The sequence below is a fragment of the Streptomyces sp. AA1529 genome, assembly GCF_000280905.1.
Lineage (GTDB): Bacteria > Actinomycetota > Actinomycetes > Streptomycetales > Streptomycetaceae > Streptomyces.
On sequence record NZ_ALAP01000103.1, the window covers coordinates 156,698 to 180,807 of the forward strand.

The window sequence follows — 24,110 nt, forward strand, 5'->3', positions numbered from 1 at the left end:
CAGGCGGCGCGCGGCGCAAGCCCCGCGCCGGTCCGGCTGCGGCCGGGGCTCAGCCGTGCTCGTCGGCCCGGGCGGCCAGCAGCCTGCGGTCGACCTTGCCGTTGGGATTGCGGGGCAGGGACGCCAGGTGGTGGACGCTGTCGACGATCGAGTGCCGCGGGAGCTGCTGCGCGCAGTGGCGCTTCAGCTCGATGAGGGACGGCGCGGGCTCCGCCGCCGGTACCACGTGCGCGACGATGCGGGCGTCGATGCCGCTGCCCGCCACCTGGACCGCGGCATCCGCCACCCCCTCGTGGCTCTGCAGCACGGCCTCGATCTCGCTCAGTTCGATGCGGTTGCCGCGCACCTTCACCATGCTGTCCCGGCGGCCGACGAACTGCAGGCTGCCGTCCTCCAGCACCTGGGCGAGATCGCCGGTCGCATAGGTCCGGTCGGTCACCGCCGGGCGGCCCCAGTAGCCGAGCATCACACTCGGACCGGTGACGACGATCTCGCCTTCCTCGCCGGTCCCGGCCCGGCTGCCGTCCGGCCGCAGAACGGTCACGGAATTTCCGCACGCGCCGGTGCCGATGGGTACCGGGAGAATGCGGTCCGGGTCGATCTCCTCGACCTCGTGGCCGGTGCTGATGATGGTCTCGGCCGGCCCGTAGAGATTCATGAACCGGCAGTACGGGAGGTGGGCGCGCAGCTCCCGCAGCGGACCGATGGGGAAGACCTCTCCGGCGAACAGCAGAAAACGGAGCGAAGGCACGGGGGTGTCCAGTAGGCCACCGTGCCGCATCATCAGCATGAGAGCCGCGGGAACCGAATACCAGACGGTTATCCGGTGGTCCAGCAGAAATTGCACCAGACCCTTCGACGAATATGCGGTCTCCTGCGGAACCAGATGCACGGAAGCGCCGACCGAGAACGGCACGTAGATATCGTTGACGGACAGGTCGAAATGGAATGGAGCGTGATTGGAGTACCGGTCCGCTGACTGTGCTTTCTGGGTCTCGGCCGCCCAGGAGACAAAGGCCCATGCGCTGTTGTGGCTGTGGCACACACCCTTGGGTTCGCCGGTCGACCCGGAGGTGTAGAGGATGAAGGCGAGGTCGTCGCCGGTGCCGGCGGGCGAGGGGAGGGTCCGGTCCGGCGCGGGCGGCGGACCGGCGGGGAGACGGTCCCAGGGGGAGCCGTCCGGCCAGCGGTGCAGGGTCGCCGGAGCGGTGCCGAACTCCGCCAGTGACGCTTCCCGCTCCGGCGGTGCCACCAGGGCCCGGGGTGCGAAGTCGGCCAGCAGTTTCGCCGTGCGGCGCGGCGGCGCCTGCGGATCGAGCGGAACATAGGCGGCGCCCAGCCGCAGCACTGCCTGCATCGCGGCGACGGCGGCCGCCGATTTGTCGAGCCATATTCCGACCCGGTCCCCGCGGCCCACGCCGAGGCCGGCGAGTTCCAGGGCGAGCGCATCGGCCCAGGCGTCCAGATATCCGTATGTCGCCGCGCCGTCCGGACCGACCACGGCAGTGGCGTCCGGGGTATTTCGGGCTGCGTCCCGCACGAGGTGGTGGAGCATCACGGTACGTCTCCGTATCTCTTGGCCCGCACCGCCGGGAGGATTTGGTCAAACCCTGCGAACCTTGACAGGTTTTCCGGCGGCTCAGTAGCATCCGCCAGCATAGTAGCGTGACGGCGAGTCGGGCGGTGGTTCCGGCGAAGAACTGATGCGAACTCGGGGGTCCGCGTGCGGGACAATGAGGTTTTCCAGGCTGTCAAGGGATATGTGGAGGACAGCGTCCTCAAAGGACAAGGGGAAGTGGAGGGGGATACTCCGCTGTTGGAATGGGGGATTCTCGATTCCCTCTCCGTGGCCCGGCTCGGAAATTTCGTCGAGAAGCGCTTCGAGGTGGTCCTGCCCACCGGCAGCGCCGTGGGGGAGAGGTTCCACAGCCTCGACTCGATCTGCGAGTTCGTCACCGAACTGCGTGCCGGGCGTACCCAGCCCGAGCCGGCCGCTCCGCACGATGCGGCGTAGGGACATCCCGCTCGGCGGGCGGGGAGAGGATGACTGATGGCTGCACAACTGGCGCTGTCCTCGGCCCAGACCGGAGTCTGGATGGCGCAGCAGCTCGACCCGGAGGACAGGTCCTTCAACATCGGGGAGTACTGCGACATCGCCGGCCCGGTGGACCCGGACCTCCTCCAGCAGGCGCTCCGCGAGGTCGTGGCGGCGACCCCGGCCCTGCGCGCGCGGTTCGACATCGGTGACGAGGGGCTGTGCCAGTATCTCGACGACACCGTCGAGGCACCGCTGCACCGCATCGACGTCAGCGGCGAACCCGATCCCCGGCAGGCCGCCGAGCGGTGGATGCGGCAGGACCTGGCCAAGGAGTACGACCTCGCCGAGGGACCTCTCGTCACCTGGGCGCTGTTCACGCTGGGGGCCGAGCGCACCCTGTGGTATCGCGCCGCGCACCACATCGTCCTCGACGGCTTCGGGCTGGCCCTGATCGCCTCCCACGTGGCCGACGTCTACTCGGCGCTGGTGACCGGCCGGCCCCGCAGGCCGCGCCCGCCGGGCACCCTGCAGCAGGTCATCGCCTTGGACCTCGCCTACCAGGAGTCCGAGGAGTACGCGCGCGACCGGCAGTTCTGGCTGGACCGGCTCGCCGGGCAGACCGAGGCGGCCGCCTTCACCGACTGGCGGCCGACCGCCTCCCGCGCCTCGCTGCGCGAGAGCGGTCACCTCACCCCCGCGGACTTCGACGTCCTGCGCGCTGCGGCCCGCGCACTCGACGTGACCTGGCCCGAGGTGGTCGTCGCCGCGATTGCCGTGCGGTTGCAGCAGGCCACCGGCGTCCGGGAACCGGTCGTCGGCCTGCCGGTGACCGCCCGTACGGAACCGATGCTGCGCAGAGTGCCCGGCATGGTGACCAACGTGGTGCCGCTGCGGCTCTCGTTCGGCCCGCACACGCCCTTCGCGGACGTGGTGGCCCAGACCTCGCTGCGCCTGGAGGAAGCACTCCGGCACCAGCGTTACCCGCAGGAGCACCTGGTGCGCGAGCTGCCCGGACTCCCCGAAGGCAGAAAGCAGTTCGGTCCCGACGTCAACATCATGTCCTTCAACTACCACGGCGACTACGCGGGCCGGCCCGCCACCGTGCACACCCTGTGCTCCGGTCCGGTCGAGGACCTGACGGTCAACGTCTACGACCGGATGGACGGCCGCGGCCTGCAGATCGCCCTGGACGGCAACGCCGAGCTCTACGACCGCGCTCAACTGTCCCGGCACCTGGCGGACATCGTCGCCCTGCTCCGCTCGGTCACCGGCCCGCTGGAACACGCACCCGCAGGCCCCTGAGCCGGTCCGGCTCCGCCGGCAGCCGCCCCGGTCCGGTCCGGTGGGCGGCCGCAGGGCGGAGACCGGGCGATGTCCGGCCCGGGGGTTCACCGCAGCCGGGTCCGCTGCTTCGCTGGCGGCGGACCGCAGACGGCGGAGGGAGCCGGCATGGAGATCGAGGGTGCGACCGCGCCCGTGGTCGCGGTCGTCGGGGTCGTCGGGACGCTGCTCTCCGCGCTGCTGACCCAGCGCGCGGCCGACCGCAGCCGCCGCCGCGAGCAGGACCGTGCCGAGGAGCTGTGGCAGCGCCGCAGCCAGGCACAGGAACTGCGGTCCTGCTACGTGGCACTGAACACCTCCGCGCGGCAGTACCTGGCCGCACTCGCCGACCAGTTGCACGCGCTGGGCCGCACCGAGGATCTGGCCTCCGCACGGCAGCGGCTGACCGAGGCCCGGGACCTGTACCGGGACGTGTACGCCGAGGCCCAGCTGCGGGTGCCGGAGCGGGTGCTCGACGTCGCGGGCGACCTGAGCCGCGAGTTGGGAGCGGTCTACGGCGCCGTCCGGCGCCTCGACGAGGGCGCGCCGCGGGAAGGGGACTCCCCGTCCGCGGCCCAGCGGCGCATCGACGCGCTGTGGGGCCGGCTGCGGCAGGTGCGCCGCGAGATGCGCGCCGAACTGGGCGTCTCACCGTCGGGTCCGGACCGTTGAGCGGGAATGCGCGGGATCGTGTCCCAACGGGTCCCGCGTATCGGCATAGTGGCGGTGGCTCGGACGAGAGGCCACAAGGCTGTCGAGGTCCCGGAGAGGCGGGCTGCCCGTGAACGGCGAGGAGACAGGCGGGGTCGCGGGACTGCGCGCCTGGGCGGGCGACGCCGCAGAGCGGGCCAAGCGGCTGCTTCCTGCCGTGCGGGGCGGCGCCGTGCCGTCGGGCGCGTACGACGCGTCCGTCGCCGAACTCGAGCAATTGGCACCGCTGCTGGACCACGATCCCGGTCTGCGCAGCGCGGTGCGTGTCTGGCTCGGCGGCGCGCTCGCCGCGCGGAGCCTCGCCGGGCGCGGCGGGCCGGGGGACCGGGAGCGTGCCGAGGCGCTGCTGCGGGCCGTACGGGACCGCGGTACGGAGCAGGGCGCGGTGGCCGGCGAGGAGGACCGCCGCTGGGCGGCGTTCTTCCTGCTGCCGCTCGTGTCGCCGCTGCAGATGCAGCCGGGCGCCTCGGGCGGCGCGCCCGACCTCTCCGCCTACGCCGCGTGGGCGGCCCGGACCGGCCCCGCCGGAATGGCGCGGGCCGCGGCGGAGCTCCAGACGCTGACCGAAGAGGTGCTCGAACTGCCGCTGCCGGAGGACTTTCTGGCACAGCTACGGCAGATGCACCGCGCCACCACCGCCCCGTCGGGGCCGTCGCTCTCCGACCTGATCGCGACCATGACGCCCGCGGGCTCGCCGTTCGCGGAGCAGATGCGGCAGACGATGGAGAACGCTTTCGACGCGCCCGGGGGCTCCGCCGGCAGCAGCACCGCTTCCGCGGCCCCGCCCGGACCTCCCGACCGCGAGCCGGCCGGCCGCGGGCCAGGCCAGGACCGCGGACCGGACCCGGCTCCCGGGCCCGATTCGGCCTCCGAGCCGGACGCGGCCTCCGGCTCGGAGGCGGCCCCTGAGCCGGACGCGGTCCCCGAGCAGGGCCGGAGTCCCGAAGCGGAACCGGCGTCGCGTCCTGCCCCGGGCGCGCCCTCCGGGCACTCCGGCGCTTCACGAGGCACCGGCTCGCCCCCGTCGGCGGAGCGGACCGACGCGGCCGGGGCGGCCACGGAACCCGGCCCGCCCCCACCCGCGGGACCGTCCCCGGACAGCGTCCCGCCTCCGAGTGGTCCGCCCCCGTCTCCGGGACTCGGGCTCACCCCGGACGACATCCGCCGTCTCACCGCTGCCATGGACGCCGTCCATGCCACCACCTGGGGTCTGGAGGACGTGCTCAAGGGCGGCGACCACGAGGCACTCGATGCCCTGCTCCGGCGCCTGCGCGCAGTGCAGGACCAGCCGCCTCCCGGCCCGGACCCGACCGACGCGCTGGAGAGCCTGCGGGCGCTGCTGCTCAACATCTCTCCCGGCGCCGGCGGCACCCACGAGGACACCTCGGCGGGGCGCGCCCATCTGGCGACCGTCGTCGACCACCTCGGCTCGCTCGCAGGCGTGCTGCCCGCCGGAGCCGGGGACCCGGCTGTCTGGGGGCGTGCGTTCGCGCTGTACACCCGGGTCATTGCGGCGGGGGAGACGGAGGACGTTCACATGCTCCGGGAACTGGTGGCCGAGGCCGAAGCGCTGGAGGAATCCGTCCCGGAGGACGAGCCGTTCCGGTGCGCCGTCCTGTGGGCCCTGGGCGCGGCCGTCGCCAGACTCGGCATCGTCACCGGGGACAGGACGACGGTGCTGCGTGCGCTGCCGCACATCGAGGCGGGGCACGCGGGGATGAGCGCCCTCCCGTTCGCCGACGAGCTGCCGCTGCCGCCCCTCCCGGACCTCGACCTGCTCCGCGCGGGCCTCGGCGGCGACCCCGCGCCGGTGCACGAGCACGTTCCCGTGCCCCCCGACGCCGCACCGGAGGAACTGCACACCGCCGCGCTCGACCTGGCCCTGCGCTTCTCCCTCACCCGCGACCCCGCCCTCCTCGACGCGCTGATCGGCCAACTGGAGCGGGTCCGCGACCGGGTCCGGGAGGGGAGGGCCCCGCGGATCGCCGCCGACGCGCTGTGGAAGCTGGCCCAGGCGTACCGCGAACGCGGAGTCCTCAAGGACGATGTGACCGACATCGCGGCGCTGGAGGCGGCCAAGGAGGCGCTGACCGCGCTCGCCGCCGACGTCCTCCTCCAGGCCGGTGCCGAGCACGGGCTGCTGGCGGCCCGCTCCGGTGCGAACAGAGGTGTGCAGGCCGCGCTGTGGGCGGCCTCCCAGGGGCGGCTGCACGACGCGGTCGCCGTGCTGGAACTGGGCCGCGCGCTGGTGCTGCACGCGGCGTCCACGTCCTCCGCGGTCCCCGAACTGCTCGAAGCAGCGGGACACCACGAGCTCGCCGAGCAGTGGCGGGCGGCCCGGAGGGCTGCCGGGGACGGCGAGGTGAGCGACGCGGGCACCGGGACCGGCGGGGACGGTGTACCGGGCCGAATGCCGAGCAGCCTGCGCCGCCGGGCCTTGGAAGCACTGGGCTACCGGGACGAGGACGGGCTGCTCGGCACCCCGTCGCTGGGCGCCCTCTCGGACGGCCTCGCGGACAGCGGCGCCGACGCGCTGCTCTACCTCGTCCCCGGCGAGGGCGAGAACCCCGGCGTGGTGCTCGTCGTGGCGCCCCGGCTCGGTGCCGCGGTCGGGGTGGCGCCGCTGCTGTCAGGTGCCGGCTCCGGCCCGCTGGAGAGCTACCTCGACGCCACCGCGGCCCGCGACGCCGCCGCGGAGAGTGGCCGCCCCGCCGACCCGTCGGCCGAGCGGACCTGGGACGAGGCCCTCGCGGCACTCTGCGACTGGGCCCACCAGGTGCTCGACCCGGTACTCGGCGGGGTGCGCGAAGGGCTGGCGGAGGAACGACCGGCGGAGGAACGACCGGCGGAGGAACGGGAGGCCGAGGAACAGCCGACGGCGGAGGGGGCGCGGGCGGACGGATTGCTCCGGATCGTCCTGGTGCCCTGCGGGCGGCTCGGCATCGTCCCCTGGCACGCCGCGAGCCGCGAGGGTGCGGCCGGCCGGGAGCACCTGTGCCGGACGACGGTGGTCAGCTATGCGGCGTCCGGCGGCGAGTTCCTGCGCTCGGTGCGCCGTGCGCCGCGGGATCCGGCGGCGGCGCCGGTGCTGCTGGCCGACCCGGGCATGGACCTGGCGCACGCGGAAGTCGAGGTCATGGCGTTGCGGGACGCCTTCTACCGGGAAGCGCGGATGTGCGGGGGGATCTTCGAGCTGCCGGAGGAGGAACTGCTCCCCGGCACGCCCGAGGACGTGCTCGCGTTCCTCGCCGACGGGGCGTCGCTGCTCCACGTGGCCTCCCACGGGTCGGCCGGCCCCCGCCCCACGGTCTCGGCCCTGCACCTCGCCGCCCCCGGGGACACCGGGGCCCCGGCAGCGGACGGGGCCGCGCCGGGGAACGGGCCGGACGCCGGCCTGCTGACCGTGACCCGGCTGCTGGACCGGCCTTCCGCGCGAGGCGGCGCCGACCGCGGGCACGCCACCCGGGCGGGCGCCGGTGACGGGGCACCGCTGGTCGTGCTGAGCGCCTGCCAGACCGATCTGAGCACCCGCGACCACGACGAGGCGCTGACCCTCACCACGGCGTTCGTCTCGCGCGGGGCGCGGGACGTCGTGGGCTCACGGTGGCGGACCGACGACGCGGTGTCGGCGCTGCTGATGGCTGTCTTCCACCACTACGTGACCGTCGACGGGCTCGGCCCCGCCGACGCGCTCAGGGCCGCGCAGCTGTGGATGCTCGACCCGGACCGGAAGAACCCGGGCTCGCTCCGCGGCCCGCTGCTGCGGCAGACGGAGCGACCCGATCTGGACCGGGCCCGCTTCTGGGCCGCCTTCATCCACCAGGGGCACCCGGGCCCGGGGCGCACGAAGCCGGACGCAGGAAGAGGAGCAGGAAGAGGAGGGGGAGGGGATGAGCGACGACGGTGCGGGTGACCGGCCAGGCACTCCGGCGCAGCGTCTGCTGATGCTGGTCGGTGAGCACCGGGAGGATGTCCGCGCGGCGCTCGGCGAGGAGCAGTACGCGCTGCTGCTCGCCCGGTTGGCAGCCCTCGCGGGCACCGCAGCGGACGATGACCGGGCGGTGCGCAGGGCCTTCCAGGGCGTGCGCGTGCTTCTGACGCGGCTGCCGCTGCCCTACGACCATCCGGTGCACCTCGCGCTGGACTCCGACCGGCTGGCGGGGGTGCCGCCGGGACCGGCGGCCGTGCTGGACGCACGGGAGCTGGCAGCCGTGCTGACGGGTTCCGCGCCGGCCGGTCCCGCCACCGGCCCCGGCATCGACCCCGGTACGGGCGGTGCCGACCCCGATCCGGGCCCCGGAAGCCTCCTCGGCGCCCACGAGCGGCTGCTGCGCGCACCGGCCCTCCCGGCGGACGAGGCGCGGGCCCGCTGCGGGGGAGCGGCGCCGCCCTCCGAACTGATCCGGCTCTCCGACCCGCTGGGGCGTGAGCACTACCCGGCGTTCCAGTTCGCCGCGGGCGACGGCGCTCCGTACGAGGTCGTCCTGGAGGTCAACCGGCTGCTGCTCGCGGACATCGACCCCTGGGGTGCGGCGGCCTGGTGGCTGGAGGGCAACACCTGGCTCGGCGGTGCGCCCGCCTCGCTGCTGGGACGCCTGCCCGACCGGGAACTGGTCGGTGCGGCCGCCGCGTTGGTGGAGGAGGACTGATGGGCGGCCTCTTCCCCATGACGCCGCTGCAACTGCGCCCCCGTCACCGGGTGCTCCCGGCGGGCACCCTGCTGTGGCGGGTGCACAGTGCGCGCCGTGCCCCGGACGTCTTCAACCCGACGCTCGCCGACCCCTTCGAGTACCGGAAGGGCAACCGCTTCGACGGCACGTCGCTGGACCCGTACCACTGCCTGTACCTGGCCGACACCCCGACCACGGCGCTCGCCGAGAGCGTGCTGCGCTCGCGTCCCTTCGAGCCGCCCGCGGGCCTGCGGCTCATTCCCTACGCCGCGGTCCGGGGCCGCGCGTTGAGCGCCGTGCGGACCAGGTGCGAGCTGAACCTGGTCTCGCTGGTCGAGTCCGAGGACCTGGCCGCGGTCTGCCAGGACGCCACGCTTCTGGAGGACGAGCGCAACTACGTCCCGGCCAGGCGCTGGGCGAGCGAGATCCGGGCCCAGGCGCCGGGCGCCATGGGCCTGGTCTGGCAGTCGCGGCACAACCGGCCGCAGCACGCGCTGGTGCTCTTCCACGACCGGTTCGCCCACTGGGACGGCAAACCGCTGGAGGTCGCGCCGGACGGGGGTGTCCCGGCCCTGGACTCCGCCGACGGCATCGCAGCGGCCAACCGGCTGCTCGAACCCCTCCGGGCGCGGATCTCCGAGCCGGCGGGGAGGTGAGGCAGGTTCCCGTCCCGGGACACCGAGCGGAGGCGGCGTCCCCGGACGCGGCGATCAGTCTTGTCCGCGGCTGACGCCCGGTGCATGGTGGTCGTATGGCATCGACCACGCCTGATGAGGCGTCACTCCTCGCCGAATTGCAGAAGGTTCGGCGTGCGGGACTGGTCCGGCTGCGGGGGCGCGTGCTGCCTGGGCTGGAGTCGACCGCGGCGGTGGCGGCCCCCGGTGCCCGCACCCCCGGCGCCGCCGTAGAGGCGCTGCTGCGGCTCGCCGTGGCCCGGTTGGACGCCGGTACGCTGCGCACCGCCGCCGAGTACACCCTGGGGCTGGCGCAGGGCACCCGCGACTGGCCCGCGGCCTCCCGCCGCGCCAGGGCGGCCTCGGTGTACGGGGTGAGTGTCGAGCGGTTCCGCAAGGACCACGAGGTGATGGTCCTCGGGCAGGTCGCCGAGCACATCGTGCGCCTCGCGAGCCGGCCGGCCGCCGAGGCTGCCGGAGGCGCCGGGGCACGGACCGCGGACGGGGGCGGCTCGGGTACGCACCGCACGGTAGGGATCGCGGTCGGCGGCCGGACCGTGGCGTTGACCCTCCATGTGCACCCGGTGGATCTGCTGCGCGACGTGGACGTGGTCGTCTCCCCGGTCAACGTCCATCTCGCGCTGCCCGAGCGCTTCAAGTCCTCCGTCGCCGCGTCGCTGCGCCGGGCCGCCGCCGTGCACGGAGTGACCGGGGACCTGTTGGCGGACCCGCTCCACGACGAGCTGCTCGGCTGGGCGTCCCGGCACGGTGCCGCCGGGCGTGCGGTGCTGCCCGGCACGGTGGCCGCCACCGGCGCGGGGGCGCTGACCGGGCAGGGGGTGCGGCGGATCTACCACGCGGCGGTCGCCGTCCCGCGGGCCGGGACCAACGACTACGACGTGCTGCAGTCCGATGTCACCCGGGCCGCGTCCCGGGCGCTCGCGGTTCTGGCGGAGGAGCACGACCGCTTCGACCCGCCGCTCCGCTCGGTGTGCTTCCCGCTGCTCGGCTCGGGGCGCGGCGGGCTGTCGTACGGTGCCGGTCTCGCCGCGGTATGGGCCGCGGTGGAGGCGGACGCGGCGCGCGGCGCGGACTGGGACATCCATTTCGTGGTGCGTTCGCCGGAGGCGGCGGCGCTGGTGGAGCGGCTTCCGGCCGGGATCCGCCCGGCACACGACCGGCGGGCGACCAGATGACCCGGTGGAATGGGAGTGCGTCCCGCGCCGCGTGAGCCGGTGCGGAGGATGTGTGCGGAAGGGCGCGCCGGGGGGTGCCCTTCCGCACGAAGTTTCCCTGGAACACGTCGTTTTGACGGCGCATCACCTAGGCTTCGCGGATGGGCGGCGGGATGGCGGAATGGGCTCACGGGGCGCCGGGCCGGACCGTGACCTGGCCGGCTCCCGACACCTACGTACTGGTCGAGGGCGTGCTGCTGCGGATGCTTCCGGACGACCCCGGGACACCCGCGGGAACGGAGGTCGTCGTGGGGTACGACACGGAGCGGCGGCGGCTCGTCGCATACCGGGAGCCGCCCGCCGGGTCCGCCCCGGCGGTCCAGGAGGAGGACGGGGGTGGCCGAGGATGAGCACACCCGGCTTCGGGCCCGCGGAGAGCTACGACGAGCGGCAACCCGTCGTGCTGCTCCTGGACACCTCGGCCTCCATGGCGCGGCCCGCGGAGAGTCCGCGGATCGACGAGCTCAACGCGGCGCTCGTCCGCCTGTTCGACGGCGTGCGGGTGAAACTGCGCCTGCGCGCCCGGGTGGAGCTCTGCCTGATCACCTTCGACTCGCGGGTGCGCGTCCTCGACCCCGCGCGGGGCGACCTCGTTCCCGTCGGGGAGGCCCCGGCCGACCGGCTCTTCGTGCCGGTCGACGAGCTGAGCCCGCCGCACCTGGAGGCGTCCGGGCTCACCCGGCTCACCGAAGCCGTGGAGACCGCCCTGGTCCTGGCCGGCGACCGGTACCGGACGCTGCAGGAACAGCGGGTGCAGGTGCGGCGGCCGTTCCTGTGGGTCCTGACGGACGGAGCACCCAGCGACGCGCACGGCCGCCGCGCGGACCCCGCGACTGTCGCCGCCACGGCGCAGAAGGTGCGCGGCGGGGAGGAGCAGGGCGAATGCGTCCTCCTGGCGGTCGGAGTGCGCGGCGCCGACCTGGAACTGCTCCGGGAGCTCGCGCCCAACGGGGCGCTGAGACTCGAGGGCCTGGACCTCGAGCAGATCCTGGAGGCCATGTTCCGGAGCTCGGACGTCATCGGAGCCTGCGCGGCCGTCGACGACATCCACGAGCAGGTGTCGGCCGAGATGAAGCGGCAGGAGCGGATGCGGCTGCTCGAGGAGAAGCACCTGTGATCGTCGCGGGGGCCAGTGTGCAGGGCACCGGCCATCTGGCCGCCGGACGGGACTGCCAGGACGCGTTCCGAGCGGCCGACCTGGGCGACGCGGTGGTGCTCGCCGTGGCGGACGGCGCCGGCAGCAGGGAGCGCAGCGCGCTCGGTGCACACCTCGCCGTGGACACGGCCTGCCGGGTGCTGGCCGAAGAGATCCCCGGCCCGCACGAGCCCCCCGCGGCGTGGACGGGATGGGCCGCCGCGCGCGGCGCACGACTGGTGGCCGACCATCTGCGGGCCGTCGAAGGGATACTGCGCGCGGCCGGGCCCCCGGCACGATCCGGGCGGGCCGAGCCCCCGGAACCGTGCGGGCTGCCGCGGGCGATCCAGGAACCCTCCGCGCCGCCGGTGGACACCGGAGCGCTGGCCGCCACGGTGGCCGCGGCTGTCCTCCGTCCGCCCTGGGTCGTGTTCGTCGCGGTCGGCGACTGCTTCGGCACGGTACTCACCCGCAAAGCGGCCGACCCCGGGCCGCCTCCCGGGCCCGGCGGGCCGCCGCCGGAGACCGCGGAGCGGTGCCACCTCGTCCTCCCGCCGCCCGCACCCGGCGGACCCGGCCCGGTCTTCCTCTCCTCGCCCGGCGCCGCGCTGCGGGTGCGGACGTTCGCCCTGTGGGAGCCGGAACTGACCGGAGTGGTCCTGGCCACCGACGGCTGTACGGCGCTGACCCTCGACCACCCCTCGGCCCGTGCGCTCCCGCCGCAGGCCGGTCCGCTGCCCTCGGAGCGGTTCTTCTGCGGACTCGCGGCGACCCTCCGCGCCAACGGCGGCGACGCCGAACCCCTCAGAGCCCTGCTCGCCGGCCCGGAGGCAGCGCGTACCGGTGACGACCTGACAGTGCTGTGCGCCCTGACGGACGGGTGGTGACGGTGTCTCTCACGGTGGTGTCCTCCGCCGGGCACGCATGGCGCCTCACCGAGCGGATCGGCAGCGGCTCGGAAGGGGTGGTCTACGGCGTCGAGGACGACTGGCCTCTGGTGGCCAAGCTCGTCCCCGACCCGCCGGACCCGGTCGCCTACCGGCGCCGCCTCGCCCGGCTGGTCCGGCAGCGCCGCGAGCCGCGCACGGTCCGGCTGCTCGCTGCGACACCCCCGCGGGCCGCCTGGCCGATGGTGCTGGTGCGCACCCGGAACGCGGACGCCGACGGCTATCTGATGACCGACATGCGCCACGCCTACCGGCCGTTGGCGCAGCTGCTCTTCCCCACCCCCCGTAGGTACTTCCTGCCGGACGCGACCTGGGAGACCGCGCTCGCCGCCGCCTGCTCGCTCGCCCGGCTCCTCGCCGACCTGCACGCCGAGGGCTATGTGGTGGGCGATCTCAAGCCCGACAACCTCTGGGTGGACGACCGGGGCGGAGTCGGCGTGGCGGACGTGGACTCCTGGCAGTTCCGGGACGGTGCCGACGTGTTCCCCGGACGGATGAGCACCCCCGGCTACACGGCCCCGGAGCGGATCGGCGTACCCGCCGCCACCCCGCCGGACAGCACCTCGGACGACTTCGTTCTCGCCGTCCTCGTCCACCAGCTGCTGGCCGAGGGCCTGCATCCGTTCGCCGGTCACCCCGCGGACGGGGCCGGCTACCGCTCCTACGACGACAACGTCCTGCGGGGACGCTGCCGGCTGCTGGACCGGCTGTCGGTCGTGCTGCCGCCGTCCGCGCCGCCCATGGATCTGCTGCCGCGGCGGATCCGGGAGCTGCTCCGTGCGGCGTTCGGCGGAGTGCGCCCCACCGCGGCCGTCTGGGCCGAGGCGCTGGCGGCCGAAGCGGCCCCCGGACGACTGCGGACGTGCCGGGTCGACGCGGGGCACGTGCACACGATCGAGCGCCCGTGGTGCCCCTGGTGCGACCTGGCCGGCCGGGGCGCGGACCGTTCCGGAGACCGGGCGGGACGAGGCGACCCGCCCGCCGACGGTCCGGCCGGGACCGGACGGGAGCGGAACGGGGCGCACGCAAGGAGGGACGGCACATGACGGAGAGGACCCGGCTCTCGGTGGCCCGGACGCTGGACCGCTGCACCGTCCTCGGCCCGGGGACCCGTGCGGTGCTCTGGGTGCAGGGCTGCCCGCTGCGCTGCCGGGGGTGCGTCGCGGCCGAGACGCTGCCCTTCGAGGGCGGCACCGACCGGAGCGTGTCCGAACTCGCCGACTGGCTGTGCGGGTTGCCGGACGTGGAGGGCGTCACCCTCTCCGGCGGAGAGCCCTTCAGCCAGGCGGCCGGGCTGGCGGCACTGCTCGACGCGGTCCGCGCGCGGCGCCCCGGTTTCAGCGCGATGGCCTACTCGGGCCTCCGATACGAGGCCCTGTGCAGGGGCGGGGCCGACCGGCTCGCCCTGCTGCGGCGCCTCGATCTCCTCGTCGACGGACCCTACGTGGCGGCCCTGCACGGCAGCCTGCGCTGGCGGGGCTCCTCGAACCAGCGCCTCGTCGCGCTCACCGACCGTTACCCCGACCTGCGTTCCGAACCCGACACCAGCGCCGGGATCGAGGTGTCCGTGGAGCCCGGAGGGGCGCTCTCCTGGGCCGGGGTGCCGCCGACGCCCGGATTCCGCGCGGGACTCGAGGCGCACCTCGCGGAACGCGGCTTCGTGCTGCACACCCAGGCCCGGAGGGACACATGAGTGGATCACCGAAGTACAGCACCGTCTCGGTCGCTGCCGCCTACGCCCGGCGTGAGGCGCAGCGCCGTGCCCAGCGTGAGGCCGAACGCCGCAGCCGGCAGGAACAGCGCGCCCGGGAGCGCGCCGAACTCGCCGCCCGGCGGGCCCGCGAGCGGGCGGCGCGCCGGGATCGGGCGCGGGCCGACGTCGAGCGCAGGCAGCGGGAGGCGGCCGATCGGCGGGCCGCGGAGCAGGAGGCGCACGCCTCCCGGGTACGCGAGGAGCAGGCCGCTGCTGACTCCCGCCGCCTCGACGAGGTGAACGACCTGCTCGTCCGGGTGCGGACCGTCGAACCGGACGCCCCGGCCGCCGAACTCGCCGCGGTCGAGGGGCGGTTGGTCCAGTTGCGCGGGGAGGTCGGCAGTGGGGAGCCGCTCGGCGGGGCGGTCGAGGAACTGCGCGGCCGCCTCGTCCTGCTGAGCAGCCGAGGCGACGCCCCGCAACCGGACGCCGGCTACGACGCCGTACTGGCGCGGTTCGAACAGCAACTGGCCGCGGTCGGGCCGGACGGCGCGCTACACGACCCGGAAGGCCGGCGGCACTGCACCGAACTGCTCGACCGATTGCGGGCCGCGGCCGGATCGGGCGCGGCGATCCGCTTCGCCGCGCTGCTCGGCACGGTGGAGCACGCACTCACCCGCCATGCCGGCACCGCGCAGCGCCACGCCGACCAGGAGCGGTTGCGGGCGGCGGAGGAGCGGCGGCGGAGCGAGGAGCACGCCGCGGCGCGGGCGGCGGCCGATCAAGTCGCCGAAGAAGCCGCGGAGGCCGCGCAAGCCGCGGAGGCCGCGCAAGCCGCGGAGGCCGCGCAAGCCGCGGAGGCCGCGCAAGCCGAGGAAGCTGAGGACGCTGAGGAAGCAGGGGACGCCGAGGAAATGGCCGTACACGAGCGGCGTGCGGCGGCGCTCGTCGAGGCGGCCGACCGGCTGGGCGTCGTGCGCACCTCCGCCGAAGCCGTGGCGGCGGAGGCCCGCGAACTGGCGGATCCGGACCTTGCCGTCCGCGTCGAACGGGCGCTGCACACCGTCACCGGTGCCCTGGGCGCGCAGGCGGCCGAGGACGCCCTCGAAGCGGTCGGTGCCCTGGAGCGGCTGCTGCCCGAGGCCGAGGCCCGGCTGGACGAACTCCAGTTGACCTTCACCCGGCGCAGCGACCTCGCCGAGGCGCTCCAGGACGCCATGTGCGGGGAGGGGTTCACCTTCACCGAGGGCAGCGAGCAGGGCGCGGCCTTCGTGCTGCGTTTCGAGCGTCCCAGCGGGGCGCGGTACGAGACGACGGTCGCCACGGAAGCCGACGGCACCCCCGTGCTCGTGTACCACGTCGAGGGCGAACCCGACGTGACGCTGCACCCGGCGGCGGAGGGCGCGGTCTGCGACCGTACCGAGGATCTGCTGGAGCGGGTGCATGAGGCGATGGGCGAGCGGGACGGCTTCCTGCCGGGCGAACTCACCTGGCAGGGCAAACCCCCCAGAGGGCAGGCCGGGTCGCTGCCTGGTGCGGGGCGGGGGCGGCGCGGGTGAACATGGCGAAGGGGGCCGGACCGGGAGCCGGTGCCGACCCGCAGCAGTCGGCGTCCGGTGACCGCCGCGCGGGAGCCACGCCGCCGGACGACGGGCAACCGGTCGTGGCGGACGGGATGATGCCGCTGTGGGCGGTCTCGCTCGGCTGGGAACTCCGCCGCGGGCGGCAGGTCATCCTCAACGGGCAGATCCGGGACCGCTGGTGGTTCGACGACAGCCCGGCCTCCTTCCGGGAGGTGGTCGCCGGCACGCTGGCGGCGCGCGGTGCCGAGGTGGTCGGCTGGTGGGATCCCGTCGGCGGACTCACCTTCCCGCTGCCGGAGCATGCGGAGCGCTTCGACCGGCTGGCCGCCGCGCCGCCCGCGACCGGACGCGGCGACGGAGCGGTCCGCGACAGGGCGGGCACCGGCGACCCGGGCGGCGCGGACAGCGGCGGGGGAGCGCCGGCGGCAGGAGCAACGGCGGACGACGGCAGCGCACCACGGCGGGACGCGGGGGAGCCGCCTGCGGCGGAGCCGACGGGGCGTCCCCGGCGCGACGGGGAGCGGCAGCGCAGCCGCGAGCGGCTGTTCGCCGCCCGCTCTCCCGGGCGGCCCCGCTCCTTCGACGACGTCGTGGTCACCGTGCAGCGCCTGGCGGCCTCGCCCGATGCGGCCACGGCCTTCGTCTTCGAGGACGTCGACCACCATCTGCCGGCCGACCGGCCCGAGTCGCAGCTGGGCTATCTGCGACTGCGCGCCGCGATGGCCGGCGCCGTCACCCCGCACTCCGCCGAGGGCCCGCAGCCGCACGCCCGCAACGCCGTGCTCTGCGCGGTGGGTGATGTCGGCAGGCTGCCGGGCTGGTTCCATCTGGAGGATCCGCGGATCGCCGCGCTGCACATCGGCCCGCCCGATCCCAGCGAGCGGCGGCTGTGGCTGACCTGGCTGCTGCGGTACTTCGACGGCGGCCGCCACGCCGCCCGGTCCGATCTCGAGGCGCTGGTCGGAGCCACCGACGGGATGGCGGGCTGGGAGATCGAGTCCCTGGCCAGAACGTCGAGGCTGCGCGGCGCGCCGCTGCAGAAGCCGGACAAGCTTCTGGAACTGCACCGGCTCAACGTCAACGTCGACCCGTGGGCCCAGTTGGACCGGGAGACCGTCGCCCGTGCGGCCCACGCGCTCGCCTCCCGCGTGGTCGGTCAGCCCGCGGCCGTGAACGCCGTCGCCGCGGCCCTCCAGTCGGCCTTCGTCGGCGTCGACTTCGGCCACTCGGGGGTTGCCCGGCCGCGGGGCGCGTTCTTCTTCGTCGGCCCCACCGGGGTGGGCAAGACCGAACTCGCCAAGGCGGTGGCCGAGCTGATGTTCGGCGACCGGAGCGCATACGCCCGCTTCGACATGAGCGAGTACCAGCAGGAGCACGCCGCTGAGCGCCTGGCGGGCGCGCCGCCCGGCTACATCGGGTACGAGCAGGGCGGCGAGCTGACGCGGCGGGTGCAGGAACGGCCGTTCAGCGTGCTGCTCTTCGACGAGATCGAGAAGGCCCACCCCAAGGTGCTGGACAAGTTCCTGCAGATCCTGGAGGACGGCCGGCTCACGGACGGGCGCGGACAGACCGCCTACTTCTCCGAATGCCTGATCATCTTCACCTCCAACACCGGTGCCGAGGAGCTGCGGACCCTGCTGGAGGGCCGCGAGGACGAACTCCCCTACTCCGCGCTCGAAGCGCACTTCACCCGGGCGGTGGAGGACCGGTTCCGGGAGAACGGCAGACCGGAGATCTACGGACGGCTCAAGCCGGGCGTCGTCGTCTTCGACATGCTGCGCCGCGAGCACATCGTCAGCATCGCCGACCGGCTGCTGGGGCAGCTCACCGAGTCGGTGCGCGAGCGCCACCGGGTGGAACTGGTCCACGACACGCGGACGCTGCACCCGTGGATCACCGCACGGATGTCGGAACCCGAGCACCAGGCATACGGCGGGCGGCAGATCCGCAACGAGCTGGAGCAGGTGCGGGCACAGGTCGTCCGCCACCTGCTGGAACACCGTCCGGCACCGGGCAGCCGGATCCGGACGGAGATCGGCCCGGAGGGAGAGGTGCGGGTCACCACGGACATGACGGACCCCGCGAGCGCCGCGGACTCGACCGGTACGGCCGAGACGCGGGCCATGCCGGGTATACCGGGCTCAGCGGACCAGACGGCTGCGGCGGACGCGGCCGGGCAGGGCGGCCCCGCGCGCACGGCGGAAGGGGGCGGGCCCGCATGATCGCCATCGATCTCGGCCACCGGTTCGGCAGGGTGGCACAGCTCGGCACCGGCGGACATCCGGACGTGACGGCGAACGAGTTCGAGGCCGTGGACGGCGTCCTCGAACCGGGCCGGGCACTGCCCGCGCTGCTGGACTCCGCCCCGCGAGGCACCGGCGCGGACGGCGCGGTCATCGGGCTGTCCGTGTCGGACGGCCGGGAGGAGGAGCTGCGGCGTGCCGCGGACGGCGTCGGGCTCCGCGTCGAGCGGGTCGTCCCGGACCCGATTGCCGTGGCCCTGCACTACGGGGCGGCCGGCGAGGGCGTGGACCGCACCCTCCTGGTCTGCGACCAGGGGGCCACCACGCTGGATCTGAGTGTCCTGACCGTCACCCCTGATCTCACCCTGCGCGTCGTGCGGACCCGCAGCCACCGCCTCGGCGGTGACGACTGGGACGCGGCACTGGCGGCCCGGCTGGCCGGACGACTCCCGGACGGCACCGATCCGCGTCGTGCGGCGGCGCTCCTGCGGCGGGCGCTGGGCGGCGCGGACAGTGTCACCGAGGAGGTGGCCGACGCTGCCGGGGAGCCGCATCCGGTGTTCCTGGAACGGGCCGAGGTGGAGGCGGCCGGGGCGCCGTTGCGGGAGCGGACCCTGGAAGCGGTGCGCGAGGAACTGCTCGCCGCGGGCCCGGCACCGGACACCGTTCTGCTGGCCGGCGGCCTGTACGCCATGGCGGGCCGGCCTGCGGAGATCCGGGAGTTGCCCGCCGCGCAGGGCCTCACCGTGCGCTGCGACCGACCGGAACAGGCTGTGGTGCGGGGGCTGCTGGCGCTGCGGGACTTCGGCGTCCTGCGGTTCACCTCAGGCCCCGCGGCCCGGTCGGCCGTGACGCACGACGGGTATTTCCTCCCGGACCTCGACCCCGAGCCGACCCCGTCCTCCGAGCCGGGCCCGTCCTCCGAGCCGACCCCGTCCTCCGAGCCGACCCCGTCCTCCGAGCCGGGCCCGAGCCCCGATCCGGATCCCCTGTCCGGGCCGGAACCCGCTTCCTCGCCCACGCCGCACCTGGCACACGAACCCGGAGACCGGCGCCCACCGCACGAGGCGCACCCCACAGGATCCGGGCCGAACGCCGGGCCGGACGCCGGGTCGGACCGAGGCACCGCACGAGGCCCGGATGCCCCGCCCACCACGGCCTCCGCGCCCGCCGAGGGCAGCGCACCGGCCTCCGGACCCGACGGGCATGCCCCGGCCGCCGCGGCGCCGCCGCGGGCGACACCGCACGCTTCCGGCAACACCCCGGCACCGGACGACGGCGGCACCGGGCGGCCGCTGCCGTCCACGGCAGACCGCGAACCTGACCCGCCCGGCACCGCGGACCCGCCCGGCACCGCGAACCCGTCGCACCCCGTACCAGAGGGCGCCGTGCACGGTCCGCCCGACCCGGCACACCCCGCATCCACCGACGGCGCCGGCGCGGATCCGCACGCTCTCGTCGCCGTTCCGGTCGAACAGCTCCAGGCGCTCCGGCGCGGGGACCATCTCCTCGTCCTGTGGGCGTGGCCCGACGGCGCGCTCAGTGCCCGGGTCCGCTGGCGGCGGGAGGGCGCCCCGGCCGGCTCCGGGCCGCGGGAGGGGGATCTGGTCTGCCGGCGCCGGGTGTACGAGCATGACGGCGGCCTTGATCTGGCCGTCGGCCGGGGCGCGGTCACCCTCACCGTGGAGGCCCTGGTCGCGGATCCCGGCGCGGTGTGCGAGGCGGCGGCCTCGCTCTCCCTGCCCGCGCAGCCGGCCCTGGTGCAGTACGAGCCCACCGTGCGGCGCCGGCTGACGGGCCGGGTCGCGACGGTCACCTTCACCTCCGGTGCCGGCTGCTACCTGCCCCGCCTCCGCATCGTCCACAGCATCGGCCGGTTCCGCCCCACCAGCGCGTCCGAGGGCACCGTCCTGCACGAGGTGCCCGGCCGGCGGCTGCCCGCGGGCACCCCGCTGACCGTGGAGTTCCCCCTGCCCGCCACCCGAGGCCCCTCCTGGCTGGTCTGCTTCCCGGCGGACGCCGACGCGGGCACCGACTGCGACCTCGACATCCGTCCGACGGCGCTGCACAGACTGCGAGTGACCTGATGGCCAGACGGCACACCTGCCCCTACTGCTACGAGAGCTTCGCCGCGCGGGAGATCCGGTTCCGCTGCAACACCCGGCTGAGCCCGGCCGGGAAGAAGTGCGAGCGGCGGCGCGACCAGGTGCTGGACGACCGGATGGGCCCGCGCCGCAGCCACGACCTCGGCCCGGACTTCGCCGCCGACGGGCGCCGTCCGACCGCGGTCTGCCAGGACTGCAAGGGCGAGACGACCTATCGGATCTGCCCGGTGTGCCACTCCGAACTGCCCGTGCAGTTCGGCATGGTGGACAACCGGCTGATAGCGATGGTCGGTGCGAAGGCGTCCGGCAAGACCGTGTACATGACGGTGCTGCTGCACGAGGTCAGGAACCGGGTCGGCGAGGCGTTCGGCGCCTCCCTGATGGGTCTGGACGACGCCACCATGCGCCGCTTCAGCACCGACTACGAGGACCGCCTCTTCCGCGACGGGCAGTTGTTCCCCGGCACCCAGACCGCTTCCACCAACCTCAACCGGGTGGACCCGCTGGTGTTCCGGTTCGGCCTGCGGCGGCGGACCCTGTTCGGCCACCGACCGCAGCACACCGTGCTCTCGTTCTTCGACACCGCGGGTGAGGACTTCAGCTCGCGGGAGAGCGTGGAGCTGAACACCCGTTACCTGGCGGGCGCCGACGGCATCATCCTGCTGCTCGACCCGCTGCAGATGCCGGGCGCCCGGGACGGGGCCGCGCCGGGGACACCGCTGCCCGGCACCGAAGGACTCGACACACCCATGAACGTCCTTTCCCGGGTGACCGGCCTGCTGCTGGCACCCCGCAGCGGCCGCTCCGCGCAGAAGATCGACACCCCGATCGCCGTGGTGTTCTCGAAACTGGACGCCTTCTGGCACCTGCTGGAGAACAGCAGCCCGCTGCACGACCACGCCCCGCCGCGCGGCCGGTTCGAGGTGGGCGACAGTCTCAGCGTCCACGAGGAGGTGCGCGGGCTCCTCAAGGACTGGGACGGGGTGCCCGTCGACAACCTCCTGGAGAACCACTACACCCGCTATCGCTACTTCGGGGTCTCGGCCCTCGGCCGCAACCCCACCCCCGACGCCCGCGTCGCGGCCACCGGCATCCAGCCCTACCGGGTCGCCGACCCGCTGCTGTGGCTGCTGAGCGAGTTCGGTTCGGTGCCGAAGGCGGGCCGTGGATGACCGGCGACGCCGCACGGCGGCAGCCGGAAGCCGGACCGCACTTCCAACAGCTCTACTACACCTCCTGCGAACAGGGGCTCAGCGGGTTCTCCGGGTTCCAGTTCAACGCCGTCAGCGAAGGCGTCACGGCCGACACCCGGCAGGCCGTGGAAGCGCTCGCCGGGTACGAGCCGCCCCGCTCCATGGTGGAGTCGGACACCCCGGAACTGCTCGACCGCTGCCCGGTCAACCTCTGCTACCGGCCCCACGATCCGCGGGGCCGCAGCGGTACGGCGCTGTGCGTGCGCTACGCGGGCCGGGACTCGGCCCGCCGGTTCGGCAACTACTTCGCCCACGCCCTGCACAGCGAGGACTTCCCCGCCGCGGGGCGCGGACTGCTCGGCATCGAACTGTGGGGCTCCCCGGTGTGGGTGGCCGCCACCTCCCCGACCACCCGGCTCCCGGTCCTCACGGCGCCGCCGCGCGGACCGCTGGCCCCCCGCACGGTACGCGGCTTCCTGGACGCGCATCCCCACGCGGAGCAGTTGCCGCACCTGCTGGCCGCCGCGTTCACCGCGCTCACCGAGCACGGCTCGGTGGTGGTGGTCGACCGCACGACCGAGCGGATCGCGCACTGGTTCGCCGCCGTCTGCTACCTGCTGCCGCCGCCGCTCGCCCGCCGCCTCTCCTTCACCACCTACGTCTTCCGCCCGGCCCGCAGCAGTCTGCATCTGATCGGCACGGTGCCCGAGGCGCAGCTCGACTTGGGGCCGGACGAGGAGGACGCCTACACCGTCTTCGACTTCTGCCGCGGCCGGTTCCCCGACGACGTGCGGGCCGCACCGGATGTGCGCGCCCTGGTCGCGCTGCTCAGCAGAATCGGCGTCGGAGCCGTCCGGCCGGTCTGGGCCTGGACCAAGGACTTCGCGCACGGCGCCGAGGAGAGCCCCGGCGACTGGCACGCCCCCGTCGCCGCGGCCGCGTCCTCGGGCGGGGTCGACCTCGCCGCCGCCGACGTCGACGCGCTGCTCGACTGGCTGCCCGAGGCCGAGCATCTGGGCCCGCTCGCCGCCCAGATCGCGGCGGACCTCCACCGCAGGCACCGGAACCTGGACGACAGCCGGCTGCGCCTGCTCAGCGGCGTCGCGCGAGCCGCCGACGACACCGCACTGCACCAGGAGATCGAGGGGAGGCTGCTGGAGTCCCGCATGCGGGCCCATATGACCGGCGCCGCGGACGCGACGGAGCCCGCGCCCCTCACCGACCCGGACCTCCGCGCGCGGGCCACCGCGCTGTGGGAGCGTCTGCTGCGGGACGAGGCGGCCACCAGCCGCCGCCGGGTGCGGCTGCTGCTCTGGGCGCACGGCGCACAACTGGCGCCCCGGGCGGATGTGGTCGAGCGCGAGACGCTCACCGCGGCCCGCGCCCTGCTGGGCACCTCGGCGCCAGGGGTCGCACTCCGGCGGGAGGTCGAGCTGCTCGTCGCCACCGAGCTCCGGATGAGGGGCGCGCTGGCGACAGCCGTGCGGGAGGTGCTGGAGAGCCGCCCGGGGCAGGAGCAGCTCTTCTCGCAGTTCCCCGCCGCACTGCTTCAGGAGCGGGACCTGCGGGGCAGCTCGCTGCTGCTGGAGCACTACTGGCGGGCGCGCGCCGAACGGGAGCCGGCCCGCACGGTGGAGCTGATGTTCCGGATCCTGCGGGTCCGCGGCCGACCGCTGCCCGACGAGGCGCTGCTGGAGGCGTTGTGGCGGCATCCCGCCCGGACCTGGACCCACCGGGAGGCCGGCGAGATCGCCCGCGGACTGCCGCCCGAGGCGCTGGCGGACCCGGTGGTCGGCCGGTGGCTCGACCGCGCGGTCAACCGGCGTATCGAGACCGTCGCCGAACTCGACCGCTGTCTGGAGCTGTGCGGGCTGCTGGCGGCGCCGGACCGCTGGGCGCGCCTGCCCGCGGACGTCCGCGCCCGGGTGCGGACCACCCTCGACCTGGCCGCGGCGCTGCGTGGAGTCGGCGAAGCCACCGGCCTCGCCCGGCTGTTCGCGGTGCCCGAGGCCGACAGATGGGCCGCACCGCAGGCGCTCAAGCGCTACCGCCTGGTGCCCGCGATGCTGCGGCTGCCCGCCGACATCGGTGCCCTGGGGAAGCTGCTGGGACACACCGAACACGCCCAGGCCGACCGCTATCTCGCTGCCGTGCAGCGCGTGGCCACCGGCAGCGAACCGGTCGACGACGTCCGGCTCAGCCATGTCGCCGCGGTCGCCGCGGCACCGGCGCGGGCCGGGCTGGCACAGGCCCACCTGGAAGTCGTCGACCGGATCCGGCTCCATGCCGCCCGGCACTGGCGGTTGGCGGACCTGCAGCGGCTGGAGTATGCCGTGCGGCCCTATGACGCACCGCTCGCCGACTGGTTCCAGGCGTGGGCCGAGTCCCGGCTGAGCGGACCGCGCAGGCTCGCGCACCGGGTCCCGGGGCTGCGGCGCGGAACCGGCGGCGGACGTCCCGGCGACTCCCGGGCCGCCGAGCCCGGGGGTGACGGAAGCGAACGGGACCGGCCCAGGAGAGGCCCGCGGTGGAGCCCGCGGAAGAACGACGGGGAGAGGTGACC

18 protein-coding genes are annotated in these 24,110 nt (G+C 74.8%); 17 read left to right on the forward strand and 1 reads right to left on the reverse strand.

Going from position 1 to position 24,110, the window contains the following annotated elements:
* Positions 1 to 49 precede the first annotated feature (49 nt).
* Positions 50 to 1,555, reverse strand: a complete 1,506-nt coding sequence (locus A949_RS0130615; RefSeq protein ID WP_019359880.1) for an amino acid adenylation domain-containing protein — start codon at positions 1,553 to 1,555, stop codon at positions 50 to 52.
* 168 nt (positions 1,556 to 1,723) lie between these two features.
* On the opposite strand from A949_RS0130615, the gene A949_RS35140 reads away from it, so the two are divergent.
* From A949_RS35140 to A949_RS0130700, 17 genes are all read left to right on the forward strand, one after another.
* On the forward strand, positions 1,724 to 2,014 hold the full coding sequence (locus A949_RS35140) for an acyl carrier protein (RefSeq protein WP_063826289.1): 291 nt from the start codon (positions 1,724 to 1,726) through the stop codon (positions 2,012 to 2,014).
* A 36-nt stretch (positions 2,015 to 2,050) separates the two neighbouring features.
* Positions 2,051 to 3,340, forward strand: coding sequence for a condensation domain-containing protein (locus tag A949_RS0130625; RefSeq protein ID WP_019359882.1), 1,290 nt, complete (start codon positions 2,051 to 2,053; stop codon positions 3,338 to 3,340).
* A 147-nt stretch (positions 3,341 to 3,487) separates the two neighbouring features.
* A complete protein-coding gene (locus A949_RS0130630) occupies positions 3,488 to 4,030 on the forward strand; it encodes a hypothetical protein (RefSeq protein WP_026005196.1) in 543 nt (180 codons plus the stop codon).
* 109 nt (positions 4,031 to 4,139) lie between these two features.
* Positions 4,140 to 7,982, forward strand: coding sequence for a CHAT domain-containing protein (locus A949_RS0130635; protein ID WP_019359884.1), 3,843 nt, complete (start codon positions 4,140 to 4,142; stop codon positions 7,980 to 7,982).
* Positions 7,960 to 8,718 (forward strand): hypothetical protein, encoded by a 759-nt coding sequence (locus A949_RS0130640; RefSeq protein WP_019359885.1) that lies wholly within the window; start codon positions 7,960 to 7,962, stop codon positions 8,716 to 8,718. The genes A949_RS0130635 and A949_RS0130640 overlap by 23 nt, the downstream gene beginning before the upstream one ends.
* Complete coding sequence (locus A949_RS0130645; RefSeq protein ID WP_019359886.1) at positions 8,718 to 9,395, forward strand: RES family NAD+ phosphorylase; 678 nt, start codon at positions 8,718 to 8,720, stop codon at positions 9,393 to 9,395. Before A949_RS0130640 ends, A949_RS0130645 begins: the two co-directional genes overlap by 1 nt.
* 95 nt (positions 9,396 to 9,490) lie before the next feature.
* The gene (locus A949_RS0130650; protein ID WP_026005197.1) at positions 9,491 to 10,609 is read left to right on the forward strand and encodes a hypothetical protein; all 1,119 of its coding nucleotides are present in this window, start codon (positions 9,491 to 9,493) and stop codon (positions 10,607 to 10,609) included.
* Positions 10,610 to 10,761: 152 nt separating this feature from the next.
* The gene (locus A949_RS35145) at positions 10,762 to 10,998 is read left to right on the forward strand and encodes a hypothetical protein (RefSeq protein WP_019359888.1); all 237 of its coding nucleotides are present in this window, start codon (positions 10,762 to 10,764) and stop codon (positions 10,996 to 10,998) included.
* Positions 10,995 to 11,765 carry a vWA domain-containing protein gene (locus A949_RS0130660; protein WP_019359889.1) on the forward strand — a complete coding sequence of 257 codons (771 nt, stop codon included), beginning with the start codon at positions 10,995 to 10,997 and terminating at the stop codon, positions 11,763 to 11,765. Before A949_RS35145 ends, A949_RS0130660 begins: the two co-directional genes overlap by 4 nt.
* Entirely contained in the window at positions 11,762 to 12,670 is a 909-nt protein-coding gene (locus A949_RS0130665) for a protein phosphatase 2C domain-containing protein (RefSeq protein WP_019359890.1), read from the forward strand. Before A949_RS0130660 ends, A949_RS0130665 begins: the two co-directional genes overlap by 4 nt.
* The gene (locus tag A949_RS0130670) at positions 12,667 to 13,776 is read left to right on the forward strand and encodes a hypothetical protein (RefSeq protein ID WP_019359891.1); all 1,110 of its coding nucleotides are present in this window, start codon (positions 12,667 to 12,669) and stop codon (positions 13,774 to 13,776) included. Before A949_RS0130665 ends, A949_RS0130670 begins: the two co-directional genes overlap by 4 nt.
* Positions 13,773 to 14,423 carry a 4Fe-4S single cluster domain-containing protein gene (locus tag A949_RS0130675; RefSeq protein WP_019359892.1) on the forward strand — a complete coding sequence of 217 codons (651 nt, stop codon included), beginning with the start codon at positions 13,773 to 13,775 and terminating at the stop codon, positions 14,421 to 14,423. Before A949_RS0130670 ends, A949_RS0130675 begins: the two co-directional genes overlap by 4 nt.
* On the forward strand, positions 14,420 to 15,982 hold the full coding sequence (locus tag A949_RS0130680; RefSeq protein ID WP_019359893.1) for a hypothetical protein: 1,563 nt from the start codon (positions 14,420 to 14,422) through the stop codon (positions 15,980 to 15,982). The genes A949_RS0130675 and A949_RS0130680 overlap by 4 nt, the downstream gene beginning before the upstream one ends.
* A 2-nt stretch (positions 15,983 to 15,984) precedes the next feature.
* The gene (locus A949_RS0130685; RefSeq protein WP_078565579.1) at positions 15,985 to 18,228 is read left to right on the forward strand and encodes an AAA family ATPase; all 2,244 of its coding nucleotides are present in this window, start codon (positions 15,985 to 15,987) and stop codon (positions 18,226 to 18,228) included.
* A complete protein-coding gene (locus tag A949_RS0130690; protein WP_026005198.1) occupies positions 18,225 to 20,336 on the forward strand; it encodes an Hsp70 family protein in 2,112 nt (703 codons plus the stop codon). Before A949_RS0130685 ends, A949_RS0130690 begins: the two co-directional genes overlap by 4 nt.
* Positions 20,336 to 21,526: a TRAFAC clade GTPase domain-containing protein gene (locus tag A949_RS0130695; protein ID WP_019359895.1), complete on the forward strand. Its 1,191-nt coding sequence runs from the start codon at positions 20,336 to 20,338 to the stop codon at positions 21,524 to 21,526. The genes A949_RS0130690 and A949_RS0130695 overlap by 1 nt, the downstream gene beginning before the upstream one ends.
* Positions 21,523 to 24,108 carry a GTPase-associated protein 1-related protein gene (locus tag A949_RS0130700; protein WP_019359896.1) on the forward strand — a complete coding sequence of 862 codons (2,586 nt, stop codon included), beginning with the start codon at positions 21,523 to 21,525 and terminating at the stop codon, positions 24,106 to 24,108. Before A949_RS0130695 ends, A949_RS0130700 begins: the two co-directional genes overlap by 4 nt.
* The last annotated feature ends 2 nt before the right edge of the window (positions 24,109 to 24,110 follow it).